This window comes from Patulibacter americanus DSM 16676 (genome assembly GCF_000420025.1).
Taxonomy (GTDB): Bacteria; Actinomycetota; Thermoleophilia; order Solirubrobacterales; family Solirubrobacteraceae; genus Patulibacter; species Patulibacter americanus.
In genome coordinates, this window is sequence record NZ_ATUD01000001.1 from 415458 (window position 1) to 433669 (window position 18212).

Genomic DNA, 18212 nt, shown 5'->3' on the forward strand with positions numbered 1-18212 from the left:
CGACCACATCCTGACAAGCAGGGTTGCCAAGCGGGCAAACGGATGGCCGCGAAAGCTGAGACTCCATCTCGCGGGCCAGGGTGGGACGCTCCTTCCCATGCGGTCACCCCGACCCACGACGCCCCGATGAGCGCCGCGTCGCACGCGCACGGCGGCGGGCACGCCCACGACCACGGCGGTGGGGGCCACGGGCACGACCACGGCGTCTCCGCCGACGCGAACGTGCCGAAGCTAGTCGTCGCGCTCGCGCTGATCCTCGGATTCATGGCCGTCGAGGTCGTCGCCGGCCTCCTCATCGGCTCCCTCGCGCTGCTCTCGGACGCGGCGCACATGCTCACGGACGCCGCGGCGATCGCCCTCTCCCTCGTGGCCGCGCGGTTGGCGCGGCGGCCGGCGAAGGGGGCGATGACCTTCGGGCTCAAGCGCGTCGAGATCCTCGCGGCGCAGATCAACGGCGTGACGCTGCTCGTGCTCGCCGCCGTGATCGCGTTCGAGGGCGTGCGGCGCCTCTTCGATCCACCGCCCGTCGAGGGCGGCCTGATCCTCGTCGTCGCGATCGCGGGCATCGGCGTCAACCTCGCCGCCACCTGGGTGCTGGCGCAGGCCGACCGGCGCAGCCTGAACGTCGAGGGCTCCTACCAGCACGTGCTGACCGACCTCTACGCGTTCATCGGCACCGCGGTGGCGGCCGCGGTGATCATGCTGACCGGGTTCGTGCGCGCCGACCCGCTGATCTCGCTGGTCATCGCCGGGCTCATGGTCCGCTCGGGCTACGGCCTCGTGAAGGCGTCGGGGCGCGTGTTCCTCGAGGCCGCCCCGCGGGGCATCGACCCGGACGAGATCGGCCGCAGGCTCGCCGGCCAGCCGGGCGTCGCCGAGGTCCACGACCTCCACGTGTGGGAGCTGACCTCGGGGTTCCCGATGCTCTCCGCCCACGTCCTCGTCCGCGACGGCCAGGACTGCCACGGCACCCGGCGCGACCTCGAGCACCTGATCCACGCGGACTTCGGGATCGAGCACACCACCCTGCAGGTCGACCACGAGCGCGGCGACCTGCTCACGATCCAACCGCTACGGGGGTAGGGTCCCGCGGCGTGGGCGCGACGCCACCCGATCCCGCCCGACCACCCGCCGAGAGGCCGACGACCGGCGACGGGCCGACGCCGGACGACGCGCACCGGGCGTCGCCGGGCGGCGCGCCCGGGCGGGCGCCGGCCGACGACGGACGCGCCGGCCCCGCGGGAGTCGTCGCGGCGCTCGTCGGGTTCGTCGGGTCCGTCACCGTCGTGCTCGCCGGCCTGCGGGCGGTCGGCGCCGACGCGGACCAGGCGGCCTCGGGCGTCCTCCTCCTCAGCCTCGCGCTCGGCGTCGTCGGCGCCGGCCTGGCCTGGCGCACGCGGTTGCCGCTGAGCGTCGCGTGGTCCACGCCCGGCGCCGCGCTGCTCGTCGCCGCCGGCGAGCCCTCCGGCGGCTTCGCGGCCGCCGTCGGCGCGTTCGTCGTCTGCGGCGTGCTGCTCGCGGCGGCGGGCCTGTGGGACGCCCTGACCCGGGCCGTCATTGCGATCCCGGTGCCGCTGGCCGCCGCGATGACCGCCGGGATCCTCCTGCCCGTCTGCTTCGGCCCGGCCCGTGCGGTGGCGGAGCTGCCCGCGCAGGCGCTGCCCGTGATCGCCGTCTGGGGCCTCCTCATGCTGGTAGCCCGGCGGCTCGCGGTCCCGGGGGCGCTGGTCGCGCTCGTGGTGGTCGTCGCCGTCTCGGGCGACCTGCAGCTCGGCCCCGCGTCCGGGCTGTGGCCGCGGCCGGAGGTCGTCGCGCCGCGGTTCGAGGTCGGCGCGATCGTCGGCATCGCGATCCCCCTCTTCCTCGTCACGATGGCGTCCCAGAACGTGGCGGGCATCGGCGTGCTGGCGAGCTTCGGCTACCGCACGCCCGTCCGCCCCGTGCTGCTCTCCACCGGCGTCGGTTCGACGGTCGCCGCGTTCTTCGGCGGCCACGCGATCAACCTCGCGGCGATCTCGGCCGCGCTCGTCGCGGGGCCAGACGCCGGGCCCCACGAGCGTCGCTGGTTCGCCGCCTTCACGGCCGGGCTGACGTACCTGCTGCTCGGCCTGCTCGCCGGGGTGGTCGTCGCGTTCGTCGCCGCCGCGCCGCCCGTGCTCGTCGAGGCCGTCGCCGGCCTGGCGCTGCTCGGCGCGCTCGAGTCGTCCCTCGGCTCGGCGCTGAACGAGGCCGACCACCGCCCCGCGGCCGTCGCGACGATCGTGGTGGCGGCCTCCGGGGTCTCCACGCTGGGGATCGGCGGGGCGTTCTGGGGGCTGGTGACGGGGCTGGTCGTGCACCTCGTGCGGCGGGAACGGGCGCGGCGGACGACGACGGCCTGAGGGCCGCCGGGGCGACGCGGCCGGCCCCTACGCCCGCACCCAGCGCCGCACGAGGTCGACGACGGCCGCCTCGCCGTCCGGCCGCCCCAGCGCGTCGTCCAGCGTGAGCACCCCGCGGTCCGGCGTCGCCCACGCGACCAGGCCGGTCGGGTCGTCGAAGGAGAACGCGTCGGCGTCGGCGCGCACCTTCGCGCCGCGATGGAGGACGAGCTGGAACCGGCCGCCCGGGTGCAGGCGGAACGTCGCGCGGTCCTCGCCGGCGTAGCGCAGGTTCGGCGCGTTCCACTTCACGGACTCCGACAGCCCGGGGTCCGCGTCGAGCAGCGTCGCGCGCAGCGCCGCCACGTCGTCGCGGCGCGGGTGATCGAGGCCGGCCAGGTACGTGTCGACGGCGGGGCTGCGGTTGTCGCTCATGCGTCCTGGGACCGCGCGCCGGGCCGCGACTCATCGGTCCCGGGCGAGCCGGTCGCGCCGCACCACCCGCACCCTACGCCGTCCACCGGCCCGCGCGTACGTCGACTCACCGCCGCCACTGGTCCGGGAAAAGGCCCGCTGTGCAGGGAGAACCGCACGCCTTGTCCAGCGGGACACCCGACCCCGTCCACCCGTCCAAGAACGACGGGACAACCCTGCCCACCCAACCTCTCCCGTCGGGACAAGGGCGCGGCGGCGGACCACTCCTAGCCTCGTTCGTGTCGTCCCCACCCACAGGAACGCACGCCATGAGCACCACCACCTCCGCCCCCACCGACCTGCACGAGCGCGAGCTCACCCCCGCCGACGGGCCCGGCACGCCGCCGTCGGCCACGCGCCCACCGGACCACACGCGGCGTGGCCGCTGGATCGAGGACTGGGACCCCGACGACGAGGCGTTCTGGGAGGGCGGCGGCAAGCGCATCGCCCGCAAGAACCTCGCGTTCTCGATCTTCGCCGAGCACATCGGCTTCTCGCTCTGGGTCGTCTGGGGCGTCGTCGCCATCAACCTCGCCAACGTCGGGATCGCGCTCAGCCTGTCCGAGCTGTTCTGGCTGACGGCGCTGCCGAACCTCGTCGGCTCGTTCCTGCGCATTCCCTACACCTTCGCGGTCCCGCGCTTCGGTGGCCGGGCGTGGACGGTGATCAGCGCGTCGCTCCTGTTCGTCCCGGCGCTGCTGCTGGCGATCGTCGTGCCCAGCGGCTGGCTCGCGGACCAGAGCCACGACACGCAGCTCTGGGTGCTCATGCTCTGCGCCGCGACGGCCGGCGTCGGCGGAGGCAACTTCTCCTCCTCCATGGCCAACATCTCCTACTTCTACCCCGAGAAGCACAAGGGTGCGGCGCTCGGCCTGAACGCCGCCGGCGGCAACCTCGGCGTCGCGGTCGCCCAGCTCGTCGTCCCGCTCGTGATCATCGTGGGCGTCCCCGCGGCGGCCGTGAAGGCCACCCCGCACGAGGTCCACCTGGCCTACGCCGGCCTGATCTGGATCCCGTTCATCGTGATCGCGGCGCTGGGCGCGTACCTCTACATGGACAGCCTCACGCAGGCGAAGTCCGACAAGGCCTCGTACGTCCGGGCCGCGAAGCAGCCGCACGCCTGGATCATGTCGGTGCTCTACATCGGCACGTTCGGCAGCTTCATCGGCTACTCCTTCGCGCTGCCGCTGGTCATCAAGAACACGTTCCCGGAGTTCCTGGCCGGGCACCCGTTCATCGCCACCTACCTGGCGGGGCTCGGCTTCGTCGGCGCGCTGATCGGCTCGATCGCGCGACCCATCGGCGGCTGGCTGTCGGACCGGCTGGGCGGCGCCCGCGTCACCCTCGCCTGCTTCCTCGGCATGGCGGTCTTCACGATCCTCGCGATCGTCGGCGTCAACGAGCGCTCCTTCGGCCTCTTCTTCGGCGCGTTCTGCGTGATCTTCTTCCTCGCCGGCGCCGGCAACGGCTCGACGTACCGGATGATCCCCGCGATCTTCGCGACGCTCGGCCGTCAGCAGGGCACGGACGCCGCGACGACGCTCAGCTTCAAGCGTCAGGCTGCGGCCGTGATCGGCATCGCCGGCGCGATCGGCGCGCTCGGCGGGTTCCTCATCCAGCTCGCCTTCCGCCAGGCCAGCCTCGGCGTCACCGCCGCGGTCAAGGCGGCCGAGACGCCCGCCGAGAAGGTCCAGGTCGCCGCGGCCAACGCGGACTGGTCGACCGGCGCGCTCTGGGTCTTCCTCGGCGCCTACCTCGTCATGGCCGGCATGACCTGGGCCTTCTACCTCCGCCGCTCCGGCGCGACCGGCCGCGTGCCGAGCCTCGCCGGCGCGTCCGTCTAGTCCCCGCCGCCCCGCCCTCCTCCCGAGAACGAGACGCACATGACCGACACCCTCACCACCCACACCGACGTCCTGGTGATCGGCGGCGGCATCGCCGGCCAGGCCGTCTGCGAGGCCGTCCGCGACCGCAGCGCCGAGCTCTCGATCGCGATGGTCTGCGAGGAGCCCCGGCTGCCGTTCGACCGCGTGTCCCTCTCCCACCTGCTCGTGGACGGGAAGGACCCGGCCGAGCTGCAGCTCCGGCCGGAGGAGTGGTACACCGACCAGGCGGTCGACGCGATCGTCGGCGACCGTGTCACGGCGCTCGACGCCGACGCCGGCACAGCCGTCCTGGCGTCGGGCCGCGCGCTGAGCTTCGGGCGCGCCGTCCTCTGCACGGGCTCCGCGCCGCTGATGCCGCCGCTGCCGGGGATCGACCTGCCGGGCGTGATCCCGTTCCGCGGCCCGGAGGACTGCCAGACGATCCGCCGCGCGGCGGCCGAGGGCACCGAGGTCGCGGTCATCGGCGGCGGCCTGCTGGGCCTCGAGGCCGCCTACGGCGTCGCGTCCCAGGGCGCGAGCGCCACGGTCGTCCACCTCATGGACCGGCTCATGGAGCGCCAGCTCGACGACCCCGCCGCCGAGCTGCTCGAGCCGGCGCTCGAGGGCCTGGGCGTGAAGGTGCTGCTCGAGCGCCAGACGCGCCTGATCCTCGGTCCCGACCGCGTGCGCGGCCTGCGCTTCGCCGACGACACCCAGATCGAGTGCGGCCTGGTCGTCGTCGCGATCGGCATCCGCTCGCGCACCGACCTGGCGAAGGCGTCCGGCCTGGACGTCGAGCGCGGGATCGTCGTCGACGACCGCATGATCACCTCGCACCCGCGGGTGCTGTCCGTCGGCGAGTGCGCCCAGCACCGCGGCCACGTCTACGGCATCGTCGCGCCGATCCACGAGCAGGCGGAGGTCGCGGCGCAGACGGTGCTGATGCTCGACGCGGCCGGCGAGGACACCGAAGTGCTCGGCCACCCCGCGCCGTACGAGGGCTCGATCCTCTCCGCGAAGCTCAAGGTCATGGGCGTCGACCTCGTGTCGATCGGCGACGCCGACGCCTCGGGCGGCGGGGGCGCCACGCCCGCGATGGGCCACGCGACGTCGGCCGCCGTCCACGACCGCGAGAGCGGTGTCTACCGCAAGCTCGTGGTCCGCGACGGCAAGCTCGCCGGCGCGATCCTCATGGGCGACACCCGCGGCCACGAGCTGCTGCTCGACGGCGTGAAGCACGCCATCGACGTGCCCGATCCGCTCGCGCTGCTGGCCGAGGCGTCGCAGGCCTCCCCCGCCGACCTGCCCGACACCGCACAGGTCTGCAACTGCAACGGGGTCTGCAAGGGCGAGATCGTGAAGGCGATCCAGGAGCACGACCTCGGCTCGACCCAGGAGGTCGTGGCGAAGACGCGCGCCGGCGCCGGCTGCGGCTCGTGCAAGCCGACCGTGTCCGAGATCCTCAAGGTCGTCCGCGGCGGGAAGGTCGACGAGGCCACGTACCTCTGCCCGTGCCGCAAGCAGACCCGCGAGGACCTCGCCGCCGTCGTCCGCGAGCAGGGCATCGACTCCGTCTCCGAGCTCTCGAAGACGTGCGGCGCCGGGCGCGAGTGCGGCGCCTGCAAGCCGGGCCTCGCCTACCTCGTCTCCGAGGTCAACCACAACCAGCACCGCGAGGAGCGGCACGCCCGGTTCATCAACGACCGGGTGCACGGCAACATCCAGAAGGACGGCACGTTCTCCGTCGTCCCGCGGATGCGCGGCGGCGTCACCACCCCGTCCGAGCTGCGCCGGATCGCCGACGTGGCGGAGAAGTTCGACGTCCCCTGCGTCAAGGTCACCGGCGGCCAGCGGATCGACCTGCTCGGCATCAAGAAGGAGGACCTCCCCGCCGTCTGGGAGGCGCTGGACATGCCGTCGGGCTACGCCTACGCCAAGTCGGTCCGCACCGTCAAGACCTGCGTCGGCAACCAGTTCTGCCGCTTCGGCCTCGGCGACTCCATGAACGCGGGGGTCGAGCTCGAGCAGATGATCGAGGGGCTCTACACCCCCCACAAGGTCAAGCTCGCGGTCTCGGGCTGCCCCCGCAACTGCGCCGAGTCGCTCATCAAGGACATCGGGATCGTGGCGATCGAGGGCGGCTGGGAGGTGTCGATCGGCGGCGCCGGCGCCGGCACGGTACGTCAGACGCAGCTCCTGGCCCGCGTCGATACGAAGGACCGCGCGCTCGACGTGGCAATCGTGTTCCTCCAGTACTACCGCGAGCACGGCGAGTACCTCGAGCGCACCGCCCCCTTCGTCGACCGCGTCGGCCTCGACACGATCAAGGAGGCCGTCCTGAACGAGGAGTCCGGCGAGCCCGACCGGCTGCGCGAGCGGTTCCGGATCGCGAAGGCCGCGTGCGACCCCGACCCGTGGCGCGAGCGCCGTGCCCCCGCCGTTCCGAAGCAGTTCTCCGAGCTCGACACGGAGGTCACCGCGATGGTCGGCCCGCCGCCCGGCGCCGAGAAGCCCGAGATCGCGAGCGTCGAGGGCGAGGATGCCGGCGGCCAGGGCGCGCGCCTCTCGATCCAGCGCGTCGTCGGCGCCACGACCCGGAAGGCCACCGATGCTTGACGTCGCCACCCCCTGCACCGCCGACGAGCTGCGCGAGGAGGGGTTCGTCGACGTCGGTGCCGCGGCCGACGTGCCGCGCCTGGAGGGCCGCCGCGCCACGGTCGACGGCCGGCGCGTGGCCGTCTTCCGCCTGCCCGACCGGTTCGCCGCCACCGACGCCGCGTGCCCGCACAAGGGAGGGCCGCTCTCCGACGGCATCGTCGCCGACGACTGCGTGACGTGCCCGCTGCACAACTGGCGCCTGAACCTGCGCACGGGCGAGGTCGCGGGGCAGGACGCCACGATGCCGATCCACCACGTCGTCGAGCAGGGCGGGCGGCTGTGGGTGCGGCTCGCCGGCGCGTGCGACGGCCACCGGGAGCCCGAGCGCGCCGCGTCGCGGGCGGCCGCTCCCGGTCCCACCCCGGTCCGGCCGGCGGCGCCCGCGTGACCGGCGCCGAGCGCACGGTCCGCACCGGCTGCCCGTACTGCGGCGTCGGCTGTGGCCTGCAGGCGACCGTCGCCGACGGGCGGCTCGTGCGCGTCGAGGGCGACCCGGAGCACCCCGTCAACCGCGGCCGCACGTGCGCCAAGCCGCTCGCGCTCCCCTCCGCGATCCACGCGCGCGACCGAGCAACCGTCCCCCAGCGCCGCGACCGCCCCGACGGCCCGTGGCGCGACGTCTCGTGGGACGAGGGCATCGGCTGGGCGGCGGGGCGCCTGCGGGCGATCGTCGACGAGCACGGCCCCGAGGCCGTCGCGTTCTACGTCTCTGGCCAGCTGCTGACGGAGGACTACTACGTCGTCAACAAGCTGGCGAAGGGGTTCCTCGGCACGAACACCGTGGACTCGAACTCGCGGCTCTGCATGAGCTCGGCGGTCGCGGGCTACAAGGCGACGTTCGGCACGGACGGCCCACTGCCGAGCTACGACGACCTCGACCAGGCCGACTGCATCCTGCTGCTCGGCTCGAACACCGCCGCCTGCCACCCCATCGTGTGGCAGCGCATCAAGGCCGCGCAACGCCGCACGGACCGCCCGGGCTGCCAGGTCATCGTCGTCGACCCGCGCCGCACGACGACCGCGGCCGAGGCCGATCTGCACCTGCCCGTCCTGCCCGGCGGCGACGTCCCGCTCCTGCTCGGGATGCTCCACGTCATCGAGCGCGACGGCCTGACGGACGACGTCTACCTCGCCGACCACGTCGAGGGCTGGGACGAGCTGCGGGCCCAGGTCGCGGAGTGGCCGCCCGAGCGCGCCGCACAGGTTTCCGGCGTGGACGAGACGCTGCTCGTCGACGCCGCGCGCCGGTTCGCCACCGCCGGCGCCGCGATGACGTGCTGGACGATGGGCGCCAACCAGTCCACGGTCGGCACGGACAAGAACCGCGCCCTGCACGCGCTCTGCCTCGCGACGGGCCAGATCGGCCGGCCCGGCGCGGGCCCCCTCTCGCTCACGGGCCAGCCCAACGCGATGGGCGGCCGCGAGGTCGGCGGCCTCGCCGGGATGCTGCCCGGCTACCGCGACGCGCGCTCGGCGGAGGACCGCGAGGCCGTCAACACCTACTGGCGCCTGCCCCCGACCGCCGCGGGCGTCAGCGAGCGGCCCGGTCTCGTCGCCACCGACCTGGTCGACGCACTCCACGACGGCACCGTCAAGGCCGTCTGGATCATGGCCACGAACCCCGCGGTCTCCCTCCCGGACTCGGCGAAGGTCGCCGAGGCGCTGCGCCGGGCCGAGCTCGTCGTCGTCCAGGACGCGTACCACCCGACCGAGACCACGGCGCTCGCCCACCTGGTGCTGCCTGCCGCCCAGTGGCCGGAGAAGGCGGGCACCACCACCAGCTCGGAGCGCCGGATCACGCTGATGCGCCAGGCGCTGCAGCCGCCCGGCGAGGCGCTGCCGGACTGGCGGATCCTGGCGAAGCTCGCCGCCGCGCTCGGCTGGGAGGAGCAGTTCGCCTGGCCGGACGCCGCGGCGGTGCACGCGGAGTTCGTCGGCCTGACCGCGGGGCGCACGTGCGACCAGACCGGCGTGACCCACGCGCGGCTCGCGCACGGGGGGAGCGTGCGCTGGCCCTACACGGAGGAGGATGCGCGCCGCGAGGCCGACGCCCGTGACCCGCTGCTCGCCGCCGAGGCCCGCGCCGCGAGGGCCGAGCCGCCCGCCGGCGTCGACCGTGCCACCCACAGCCCGCGGCTCTACGCCGAGAACCGCTTCCCCACCCCGTCGGGCCGGGCGCGGCTCGGCCGGCTCGACACCGGCGGGATCGCCGAGGCCCCCGACGACGACCACCCCCTGATCCTCACCACGGGCCGCACCGGCGGCCAGTGGCACACGATGACCCGCACGGGCAAGGCGCCCGAGCTGCTGGCCGGCGACCCGGAGCCGTTCGTCGAGCTCCACCCCGACGACGCGGAGCGCGCCGGCGTGACCGACGGCGAGCGGGTGCGGATCGTCTCGCGCCGCGGCAGCGTGCTCGTGCGTGCTCGGGTCGACGACGGCGACGACGGGAGCGCGAGCGGCGACGGGCGCGGCGATCGCGGGCCCGGCGGCAACGGGCCCCTCCGCGGCGCGCGGATCCGCCGCGGCGTGGCGTTCGCGCCCTTCCACTGGGGGTTGCTCCACGCCCCGGCGGGCGCGGGCCAGCTCAACGCGTTGAGCCACGACGCGACGGACCCCGTGTCGCGCCAGCCCGAGCTCAAGGCCATCGCCGTGCGCGTCGAGGCGCTCGTCGCGCCCCCGGCCGCGGACGACGAGGGCCGCGACCGCCGGGGCGCCGGGGCCGCCGGCACGCCGCGGCCGGTCGCGTCGCCCGTGTCCGCGTCGCCGTCGCCCGCCCGCCGCCGGGAGCGGCTCGTGATCGTCGGCGGGGGCATGGCCTCGGTCGCCGTCCTCGAGGCCGTCTTCGCCCACCGCGGGTCCGCCCACTGGGACACCACGATCCTCGCCGGTGAGGACGCCCCGCCCTACGACCGCGTGCGGATCTCGCACCTCGTGCGGCCCGGCGCCGACGACGACGTCGACCTGCGTCCCGCCGAGTGGTACGCCGCGCACGACGTCGACCTGCGCCTGGGCGCGTGGGTCCACCGGCTCGACACGGACGCGAAGGAGGTCGTGCTCGAGAACGGCGAGCGCGTGCCCTACGACAAGGCCGTCGTCTGCACGGGTTCCCAGCCCGCGATGCCGCCGATCCTCGGACTCGACCTGCCCGGCGTGGTGCCGTTCCGCACCCGCGCGGACGCCGCCGCGCTGAACGCCGCGGTGCGCCCCGGCGCGCTGGCGACCGTCATCGGCGGCGGCCTGCTCGGCCTCGAGGCCGCGGCCGGCCTGGCGGAGCACGGCGCGAGCGTCACGATCGTCCACCTGGGCGACCGGCTCATGGACCGCCAGCTCGACCGGGGCGCCGCGCGCCTGCTCGAGCGGCGGATCCGCGAGCTCGGGATCCAGCTCCTGCTCGAGCAGCAGACGGAGCGGATCGTCGGCGGTGCCGCCGTCTCGGGCGTGCGCTTCGCCGACGGGGACGAGCTGGCCTCCGACCTCGTCGTGATGGCCACGGGCATCCGACCCGAGATCCGCGTCGGCAAGCGCTCGGGACTGGCGTGCGACCACGCCATCACGGTCGACGACGAGCTGCGCACGAGCGCCCCGGACGTCTGGGCCGTCGGCGAGTGCGCGCAGCACCGCGGGGTCGTCTACGGCCTGTGGCCGCCGATCGCGGCCCAGGCCCGCACCGCCGGGGCCACGATCGCGGGGGCACCCGCGGGCTACCAGGGCAGCCCGCTGGCGACGACGCTGAAGATCGTCGGCATCGACCTCTTCGCCTGCGGCCACCCGTGGGCGAACACGGACGAGGACGACGTCGACGAGGTGATCTCCGTCGACACCCGCCGCGGCGCCTACCGGCGGCTCTCGCTGCGCGACGGCCGCCTCGCGGGCGCCGTGCTGCTGGGCGACCTCGCCCTCGCCCCCGACCTGACGGAGCTGACGGCCGGCGGCCCCCAGGGCGTGGGCGGCGCGACGGTCCCGGAGGAGCTGCTGGACGCGCTCGTCGGCGGCGAGACATCCTCCCGGCCGGTGCCGGACACCCAGCTCGTCTGCTCGTGCAACCAGGTCACGGCGGGCACGATCCGCGGTGCGATCGCCGACGGCTGCGCCACCGTCCGCGAGGTCCGCGACGCCACCGGGGCATCAGGCGGCTGCGGTGGGTGCGCGACGCGGGTCGAGGGGCTGCTGGCGGTCGAGCGGACGACGGCGGTCGCGGGCGACTGAGGGGGCGGTGCCGGCGCCGCGCCGGTCGGCGCTCCTGCGCCCCGGGCGCCGGCCCGGCCGGCCGGGCGGCGCGCCGGTGCGCTCGCCCGCTCGACGGCGTGCCCCCGCCGTGGTACCCATGGGGAGGCCACCCGCCCGCGCCATCACCCGTCCCGAGGCCCGACCCATGACCGCCACCACGCCCCCGGGCCGCACCATCGCCGAGGACGGCGGGCTGCGACTCGAGTTCGTCCGCACCTTCGACGCCCCGATCGACCAGGTGTGGTCGGCCCTGACGGAGTCGACCCGCACCGCGCACTGGATCGGCGCGTGGACCGGCGATCCCGCGTCCGGGTCGGTCGACCTGGTGATGAGCGCCGAGGAGGGTGCCCCCGCCGCGCCCGTCGCAATCGAGGCGTGCGACCCGCCGACCCGCCTCGTCGTCGACTTCCCCAGCCCCGACGGCGCGTGGAGCCTCGAGGTCGTCCTCGAGGCCGACGGCGACGGCACCCGCCTCACGCTTACCCAGCCCCTCGGCGACGAGGACGACCCCACGAGCATCGGCCCGGGCTGGCACTACTACCTCGACCGGCTCGCCGCGGAGGTCGCGTTCACGCAGCCGACGGACGCGTGGGATGACTACTACCCGGCGTTGAAGGACGTCTACGCGGCGCCGTAGGGGGAGCGGGGCGCCCGCCTCAGCCGCAGAGGCGGGATGGGTGCTCGCCGAGCGTGCGGACCATCCGGCGCGCAGCCGCGCCGGACAGCTCGCGTCCCCCTTCGCCGTAGACGGTGACGCACGTCCGTTCGGTGTCGGGCCGACCGTCCTCCTGCGTGATCACGGTGCGCACGCGCATCTCGCCAGTGACGACCGTCTCCTCGTCGTCGCGAACGGTCGTCCCCTGGTCGTCGCCTGGCGTCACGTTGCCGGCGCCCAGCATCACCGCCGTGAGGGCGGCGACGATCAGCAGCACGGCAGCGATCGGCCACTCCTCGGCCAGCGCCCGCCCCCACGAGCGCCCGTGGCGGCGGCCCCGAAACACCCCGACGGCGAGCGCCAGCACGACGAAGGGCAGCGGAGCGAGCACGAGCTCCAGGACCCCATGGTCGTCCGGCAGGGCCGCGCTGACCGCAGCGCCCGCCAGGAGGGCGGCCGCGACGAGGCCGTCCCGCGCCGGCTCGCACAGGACGGGACGCGGCTCGTCCTCGTCAACCGGCGGCGCGTCGGGCTCCCGCCACGCGAGGACGGCCGTCGGCAGGAACACCGCCCACGCGACGAACCAGGCGACGAGCGTCGTCACGGCGTCCGAGCCCAGCACGACACCCTCGAGCGCCCGCCCCTCCGCAGAGCGCGTCGCGTGCGGGAGGATCGAGTCCAGCGACCACAACGTCACGACGACCACGACGAGGAAGAGGGCGAACGCCGGGCGGAACGCCCGGTCGCGCGCCGCCGTGTCGCGCTCGTCCAGCGCACCGAGCTGGCTGCTGCGCAGCCGGCCCAGGCGACGGGTCCCACGCCGCAGCAGCCCGAAGACGATGAACAGCAGCAGGCCGTAGAGGACGAACCGCCCCCCGGGCCCGTCCCGCAGCAGCGCGTCGTGGATGCGGTCGTCGAGCGCGGCGGCGCCGAGCGCGAGGAGCAGCGCGGCGAGGACGACCGTCCATCGCCGGCGACTCGCCTGGCTGCGGGGGGTCAGCTCCTCGCGCCAGGGGTCCGTCGGGGTATCCGTCGAACGGCTCATCGGTCCTGCTCCTGGGTCTGGGCGCCGGGCGCGCCGTACATCTGCTGGGACATCGGCGGGAACGGCTGCCGCGAGAAGATCGCCTCGATCGGCAGGCCGAAGAAGTCGGCGAGCCGAAACGCAAGGTCCAGGCTGGGGCTGTAGTCACCGCGTTCGAGGTACCCGACGGTCTGATAGTTGACGTCGATCGCCTCGGCGAGGTCCTTGCGCGTGAGCCCGCGCTCCGCACGCAGGACGGGCAGCCGGTTGTGGAGGGGTGCGTCCTCGGTCTTCGGCTTGCGCCCCATGTCGTCAGCGTAGACGACGTGTTGTATTTCTACAACAAGCAGATCGATTGATCCGCCGGCGCTTCGTGAGTACGCTCGCCGGCATGCCCTCCCGCCCCGGCGACTCGACCACGGCGCGCATCGAGGCGTTCGGCGCGCTGCGGTGGACGGTGGCGATCGTCGGCGGCCTGGCGCTGACCGCAGGCGGGTTCGTCGCCGTCGCGGTGAGCGACCGGGAGGGTGAGCCCTGGCTCTCGCCTGGGGCGGTGGGCCTCTATCTCGCGATGCTCGCCGCCTACGCGGCTGTGACCTGGACGGTGCGGGGCCTGCGGACGCCGCGGCGTGGCCCGGGCGAGCGGATCCAGGGCGCGCTCGTGGAGACCCTGATCGTGGGCGTCGGCGCCGCGCCGGCGCTCGCGCTCCTCGTCGTCCTCGTCGCGTTCTTCGCGGGCGGCGGACCGCAGTGACCGTGCGCCGCGGCCCTCAGAGCGCCCGCTCGAACCAGTGGCTCGCCAGGCCGTTCTGGTTGTAGTCGTCGATCTCGCGATACCCGAGCGAGGTGTACAGGCGGTAGGCCTCGGGCTGGGCGCTGCCGGTGTCGAGACGCAGCACGCGGTAGCCCAGGCCGCGAGCGCGGTCCTCGAGGTGGGCCATGAGCCGGCGCGCGAGTCCCCCGCCGCGGGCCTCGGGTGCCAGGTACACGCGCTTGACCTCGCCCGTCGCGTCGTCCAGCGGCTTGATCCCGGCGCACCCGACGGGCACGCCGTCCCGGCGGACGACGATCCACGCCCCGCGGGGCGGGACGAGCTCGTCGGGGTCGACGGGCGGCGGCGACGCGTCCTCCCGCTCGGGGTAGCGTCGCCGCAGCTCGGCGAAGAACGCCTCCTGCATCGCCACGGCGTCCGGGCTGTCGGAGCGCTCGAGGTCGAAGGAGATGCTCTCGGCCGTCATGCCCCCATGATCGCCGTCGCGGCCGATCGAGGCGGGGCGCCGTGCGCCGCGGGCGTCTCCGCGGGTCAGGCGCGGCGCGGCTCAGTCCGCCGCCCCTGGCAACGGCACCACCTCGACCACGGCCCCCGCCTCCAGCGGCCCCGCCGACGGCGGCACGAGCGCAAGCGCCTCCGTCCGGGCGAGCGAGCCGAGCCGGTGCGGCTGCTGGCCGTCGAGGACCGTGGCCGTCCAGCCGCCGTCGGCGTCCGGGCGCAACGTCGCGCGGAGCGCCCGCACGCGTCGCGCGTCCCCGTGGGTCCCCGCGGCGAGCCGCGCGTAGCGGGCCGGCGCGGGCGGCCGCCCCTCGCAGGCGCGCAGGAGCGGGACGACGAGCAGCGTCGCGCAGACCACGGCGGCCCCGGGATTGCCGGGCAGCGCGACGACGGGCCGCAGGCCATCCGGGCCGGGCAACGCCCCCATCCACGTCGGCTTCCCGGGCTGGAGCGCCACAGCGCCGACGTGCTCCTCGGCTCCGAGGGCCGCGAGGGCGGGGCGGACGTGGTCGTGCGGGCCCACGGAGACCCCGCCGCACGAGACGACGACGTCGCCGCCCGCCTGCGCGAACGCCCGCCGCGTCGCCTCGCGGTCGTCGCCGACGCGCACCGTCGCGACGACCTCCGCGCCCGCCGCCGTCAGGAGCGCCGCGAGCGCGGGGCCGTTCACGTCGTGGACCTCGCCGTCGCCGACGGCCCCGGCGGCGACCTCGTCGCCCGTGACGATCAGGGTCACCCGCGGTCGGCGGCGGCAGCGCACGCGGGCGATCCCGGTGCCCGCGAGGAGCGCGATCCGCCCGGGATGGAGGAGCTCGCCCGCGGCGACCGCCGGATCGCCGAGGGCGACGTCCTCGCCCGCGCGGCGGACGTCGGCGCCGGGGCCGACCGCCACGCGCACGGCCACGACCCCGTCCCGGTGCTCGGCGTCCTCCGCCCGGACCACCGCGTCGGCGCCGGCCGGGAGCCGGGCCCCCGTGCTGATCCGCGCCGCGGTGCCCGGCGCGAGGACCGACGCCGCGGGGTGGCCGGCGCGGGCCTCGTCCGTCACCGGCAGCCGGACGGGGGCGTCGTCCCTGGCCGCGGCCACGTCCGCCGCACGAACCGCCCAGCCGTCCATCGCGGAGCCGGCGAAGAGCGGGAGCGCGATCCGCACCGGCACGTCCTCGGCGGCGACGCGTCCCGCGGCCTCGGCCAACGGCAGCGTCTCGGCCGACGTCGGTGCCGCGGCCCCGAGGGCGACGGCGGCGGCCCGGGCGTCCGCGAGGCTCGAGGGCTGCGCCATGGCCGCATCGTACGGGCGGCACCGCCGGGGGCGGCGACACCACCCGTCCCGGGCGTCCCGTCAGACTGGGGTCGTGGCCGCCCCCCGCCCCCCGGTGCCCGGCACCGCCTCCGCGCCCGACGCCGCACCGCCCGCCGCGCCCGACGCCGTCCCGCCCCGCGCGCCCGCCGCGACACCGCCCGCCGCGGTCGTGGCGATCCTCGCCGGTGGCCGCAGCCGCCGGATGGGCACGCCGAAGGCCGGCGTGCTCCTCGACGGCCGGCCGCTGCTGGAGCACGCCGTCGCCGCCGTGCGGTCGGCGGGCCTGATCCCGGTCGTCGTCGCGAAGGACGACTCTCTCCTGCCCCGGACGGACGCGGAGCGGTGGGGCGAGCCGGCCGAGCCGCGCCATCCGCTCGCCGGGGTCGCGGCGGCGTTGGGCCGTGCCGGGGTCCCCGTGGTCGTCCTGCCCGTCGACCTGCCCCGCGTGCCGCCCGGGCTGCTCGCCCACCTCGCAGCCCGTCCCGAGCCGCTCGTCGTCGTGGAGGGCGCCGGCCGGCTGCATCCGCTGCTCGGCCGGTTCGACCCCCGGCACGCGCCGGCGCTCGCCCAGGCCGCGGCCGAGGGCGCGCCGGTGGTCCGCACCGTGCGGGCGCTCGGCGCCGTGACGGTCGACGGCGACGTCCTGGCCGCGTTCGGCGACCCGGCCGCCTACCTCGTCAACGTGAACCGTCCCGAGGACCTCGACAGCGCACGGGACACCGCACCTCCGGACTCGGGCGCGGCCGGGGCCGCCGCGCCCCCGGGCTGACCCGCCAAGGGGACACGCCCGGGCGACCCGGCCGCAGCGTCTACCACTCCGTCCCGACCTCCACGGCCTTCGAACGCGTGAGGGTCCGGCCCTGGGCGTCGATCGCCTCGACGGCGACGGTCTCGTCGGCGACGGGCGAGCGGACCATCGTCTCGAAGCCCGTGCGGGTGCGCTCGGCGCGGGGCGTCAGGGCGCCGCCGGCCGGGCCCCCGACGACCCGCCAGGCGGCGACGGTCGTCGCGCCGTTCCACGACACGCGCACGGCGGTGCCCCGGCCGCTGCGCTTCGCGGCGAGCTTCGGCGCCGAGGTCGGCTGGCCCGTCCACGGCGCCTTGTAGCCGCGGTAGGACTCGACCGCGCGGTTCGTGAAGCGCGCCTCGAAGCGGACGGTGCCGCCCTTGCTGAACTCGGTGACGTTGGTGGCCGTGCCGCCCCAGCCGATGAAGACGTTGCCGTTCGGGAGGAACTGCATGTTGGCCTGGCTCGGCGAGAGCTGGGCCTTCGGGTTCGTCCACTGCCGCACGAACGAGGCCGTCTTGTCCGCTTCGTCGATCCGCACCTGCAGGCCGCGGGACTCCCGGCCCTTCGCGGGCTCGTCGGCGTTGTTGTCGAACGTCGTGATCGTGCCGTCGAGCTGACGGTGGGCGTCGTGCTGCCAGGCGGTGCGCGTGCCCTTCGCCATCCGGAACGTCGACTTCTTCCCGCCGAGGCGCCAGATGATCGCCCCCGTCCGGCGGTCGACCTTGTAGACCGTGTGCGTCGCGCGGGCCGAGATCAGCAGGTGACCGTCGGCGTCCACGTTGACCGAGTTCGCGTGGATGTAGTCGTAGGGGAACCCGTCGCGCTTCGGGACGACCTCGTAGGACTCCGTCGGCGGGATGTCCTCGTTCATCACCCACTGCAGCAGCAGCTCGCCCGTGGCGATGTCGACCTCCTGCACCACGTTGCGCATCGCGAGGTCGCGCTTCTCCCCGCCCTTCACGGTCGACAGGTCCTGCGTGACCGGCTTGTAGGCGAGGAACAGCGCCGTACCCTGCGGCGTGATCGTGAACTCGTGGAAGTCCATCTGGTAGCCGTTCTGGGCCTTCACCGTGGCGATCTGGTGGTAGGCGGCGTCCATGATCACGGCCTGCCCGAAGCCGTACCCGCGCTTGGCCTTGCCGTGCCACCACGTCAGGACGGGCTGGCCCCGGTACTGCTGCGGCTTGAAGTCCAGCACCGTCGTTCCCGGCTTCACGGGCTGGAAGAACACGAGCTGCCCGGACTCGTCGTAGATCATCGGCCCGCGCTGCTCGTCGCCGCCCTTCGGGGCCACGAAGACGTATCCGGGCGCCGTCGAACGGGCCTTCGTCGTGACCTGCACGCTCGGCGGCCGCAAGTCCGGACGGCTCGGGAACGCCTGCGACGCGGAGGCGCCGGAGGCCAGCACGCCCGATCCGGCGACGAGTCCGAGCCCGACGACGACGGCGCGGCGGGTGCGTCGGGCGTGGCGGGCGAGCCGGGCGGCTGGGGCGCCGCCGTCCTCGAGGGAGGCTGACGGCGAGAGGGGAGAGGGTGAGGGCATGGGGTCCTTCGACGGGTCCGAGGCCGGCGACGTCGATCGC

Annotated in this window: 15 protein-coding genes; 9 read left to right on the forward strand and 6 right to left on the reverse strand. The window is 75.2% G+C overall.

The window, feature by feature from the left end; translation table 11 throughout:
* Positions 1 to 126 precede the first annotated feature (126 nt).
* On the forward strand, positions 127 to 1083 hold the full coding sequence (locus F593_RS21695; protein WP_022927092.1) for a cation diffusion facilitator family transporter: 957 nt from the start codon (positions 127 to 129) through the stop codon (positions 1081 to 1083).
* Positions 1084 to 1094: 11 nt separating this feature from the next.
* On the forward strand, positions 1095 to 2381 hold the full coding sequence (locus tag F593_RS21700) for a benzoate/H(+) symporter BenE family transporter (protein WP_022927093.1): 1287 nt from the start codon (positions 1095 to 1097) through the stop codon (positions 2379 to 2381).
* Between the two features lie 27 nt (positions 2382 to 2408).
* On the opposite strand, the gene F593_RS0102025 is transcribed toward F593_RS21700, so the two are convergent.
* Positions 2409 to 2795: a DUF1801 domain-containing protein gene (locus tag F593_RS0102025; protein WP_022927094.1), complete on the reverse strand. Its 387-nt coding sequence runs from the start codon at positions 2793 to 2795 to the stop codon at positions 2409 to 2411.
* Positions 2796 to 3103: 308 nt separating this feature from the next.
* Between F593_RS0102025 and F593_RS21705 the strand changes: the two genes are divergently transcribed.
* From F593_RS21705 to F593_RS0102050, 5 genes are all read left to right on the forward strand, one after another.
* Positions 3104 to 4678, forward strand: coding sequence for an MFS transporter (locus F593_RS21705; RefSeq protein ID WP_022927095.1), 1575 nt, complete (start codon positions 3104 to 3106; stop codon positions 4676 to 4678).
* Positions 4679 to 4717: 39 nt separating this feature from the next.
* The gene (gene nirB, locus F593_RS21710; protein WP_022927096.1) at positions 4718 to 7315 is read left to right on the forward strand and encodes a nitrite reductase large subunit NirB; all 2598 of its coding nucleotides are present in this window, start codon (positions 4718 to 4720) and stop codon (positions 7313 to 7315) included.
* Positions 7308 to 7745 (forward strand): Rieske 2Fe-2S domain-containing protein, encoded by a 438-nt coding sequence (locus F593_RS21715; RefSeq protein WP_022927097.1) that lies wholly within the window; start codon positions 7308 to 7310, stop codon positions 7743 to 7745. The genes nirB and F593_RS21715 overlap by 8 nt, the downstream gene beginning before the upstream one ends.
* Positions 7742 to 11566, forward strand: a complete 3825-nt coding sequence (locus tag F593_RS27625) for a nitrate reductase (RefSeq protein ID WP_169449140.1) — start codon at positions 7742 to 7744, stop codon at positions 11564 to 11566. The genes F593_RS21715 and F593_RS27625 overlap by 4 nt, the downstream gene beginning before the upstream one ends.
* Positions 11567 to 11732: 166 nt before the next feature.
* Positions 11733 to 12224 (forward strand): SRPBCC family protein, encoded by a 492-nt coding sequence (locus tag F593_RS0102050; RefSeq protein WP_022927099.1) that lies wholly within the window; start codon positions 11733 to 11735, stop codon positions 12222 to 12224.
* Between the two features lie 19 nt (positions 12225 to 12243).
* Here F593_RS0102050 and F593_RS0102055 read toward each other — a convergent pair whose 3' ends face one another.
* Together F593_RS0102055 and F593_RS0102060 are read right to left on the reverse strand one after the other, a co-directional pair.
* The gene (locus F593_RS0102055; protein WP_022927100.1) at positions 12244 to 13287 is read right to left on the reverse strand and encodes a hypothetical protein; all 1044 of its coding nucleotides are present in this window, start codon (positions 13285 to 13287) and stop codon (positions 12244 to 12246) included.
* Complete coding sequence (locus F593_RS0102060; protein ID WP_022927101.1) at positions 13284 to 13574, reverse strand: helix-turn-helix transcriptional regulator; 291 nt, start codon at positions 13572 to 13574, stop codon at positions 13284 to 13286. The genes F593_RS0102055 and F593_RS0102060 overlap by 4 nt, the downstream gene beginning before the upstream one ends.
* 83 nt (positions 13575 to 13657) lie before the next feature.
* Between F593_RS0102060 and F593_RS0102065 the strand changes: the two genes are divergently transcribed.
* The gene (locus F593_RS0102065) at positions 13658 to 14020 is read left to right on the forward strand and encodes a hypothetical protein (RefSeq protein WP_022927102.1); all 363 of its coding nucleotides are present in this window, start codon (positions 13658 to 13660) and stop codon (positions 14018 to 14020) included.
* A gap of 16 nt (positions 14021 to 14036) precedes the next feature.
* On the opposite strand, the gene F593_RS0102070 is transcribed toward F593_RS0102065, so the two are convergent.
* Together F593_RS0102070 and F593_RS0102075 are read right to left on the reverse strand one after the other, a co-directional pair.
* On the reverse strand, positions 14037 to 14504 hold the full coding sequence (locus F593_RS0102070; protein WP_022927103.1) for a GNAT family N-acetyltransferase: 468 nt from the start codon (positions 14502 to 14504) through the stop codon (positions 14037 to 14039).
* Positions 14505 to 14585: 81 nt separating this feature from the next.
* A complete protein-coding gene (locus F593_RS0102075) occupies positions 14586 to 15818 on the reverse strand; it encodes a molybdopterin molybdotransferase MoeA (protein ID WP_022927104.1) in 1233 nt (410 codons plus the stop codon).
* A gap of 73 nt (positions 15819 to 15891) precedes the next feature.
* On the opposite strand from F593_RS0102075, the gene mobA reads away from it, so the two are divergent.
* Entirely contained in the window at positions 15892 to 16608 is a 717-nt protein-coding gene (gene mobA, locus F593_RS27630) for a molybdenum cofactor guanylyltransferase (RefSeq protein ID WP_022927105.1), read from the forward strand.
* A 40-nt stretch (positions 16609 to 16648) separates the two neighbouring features.
* Here mobA and F593_RS21730 read toward each other — a convergent pair whose 3' ends face one another.
* Positions 16649 to 18172 carry an arylsulfotransferase family protein gene (locus F593_RS21730; RefSeq protein WP_022927106.1) on the reverse strand — a complete coding sequence of 508 codons (1524 nt, stop codon included), beginning with the start codon at positions 18170 to 18172 and terminating at the stop codon, positions 16649 to 16651.
* Between the last annotated feature and the right edge of the window lie 40 nt (positions 18173 to 18212).

Coding starts and splice junctions, on each gene's coding strand:
- F593_RS0102055 (WP_022927100.1), bottom strand. CDS start 13,287: ATGAGCCGTTCGACGGATACCCCGACGGACCCCTGGCGCGAGGAGCTG.
- F593_RS21705 (WP_022927095.1), top strand. CDS start 3,104: ATGAGCACCACCACCTCCGCCCCCACCGACCTGCACGAGCGCGAGCTC.
- F593_RS0102070 (WP_022927103.1), bottom strand. CDS start 14,504: ATGACGGCCGAGAGCATCTCCTTCGACCTCGAGCGCTCCGACAGCCCG.
- F593_RS21695 (WP_022927092.1), top strand. CDS start 127: ATGAGCGCCGCGTCGCACGCGCACGGCGGCGGGCACGCCCACGACCAC.
- F593_RS0102050 (WP_022927099.1), top strand. CDS start 11,733: ATGACCGCCACCACGCCCCCGGGCCGCACCATCGCCGAGGACGGCGGG.
- F593_RS0102060 (WP_022927101.1), bottom strand. CDS start 13,574: ATGGGGCGCAAGCCGAAGACCGAGGACGCACCCCTCCACAACCGGCTG.
- F593_RS0102065 (WP_022927102.1), top strand. CDS start 13,658: ATGCCCTCCCGCCCCGGCGACTCGACCACGGCGCGCATCGAGGCGTTC.
- F593_RS21715 (WP_022927097.1), top strand. CDS start 7,308: ATGCTTGACGTCGCCACCCCCTGCACCGCCGACGAGCTGCGCGAGGAG.
- nirB (WP_022927096.1), top strand. CDS start 4,718: ATGACCGACACCCTCACCACCCACACCGACGTCCTGGTGATCGGCGGC.
- F593_RS21730 (WP_022927106.1), bottom strand. CDS start 18,172: ATGCCCTCACCCTCTCCCCTCTCGCCGTCAGCCTCCCTCGAGGACGGC.
- F593_RS0102025 (WP_022927094.1), bottom strand. CDS start 2,795: ATGAGCGACAACCGCAGCCCCGCCGTCGACACGTACCTGGCCGGCCTC.
- F593_RS0102075 (WP_022927104.1), bottom strand. CDS start 15,818: ATGGCGCAGCCCTCGAGCCTCGCGGACGCCCGGGCCGCCGCCGTCGCC.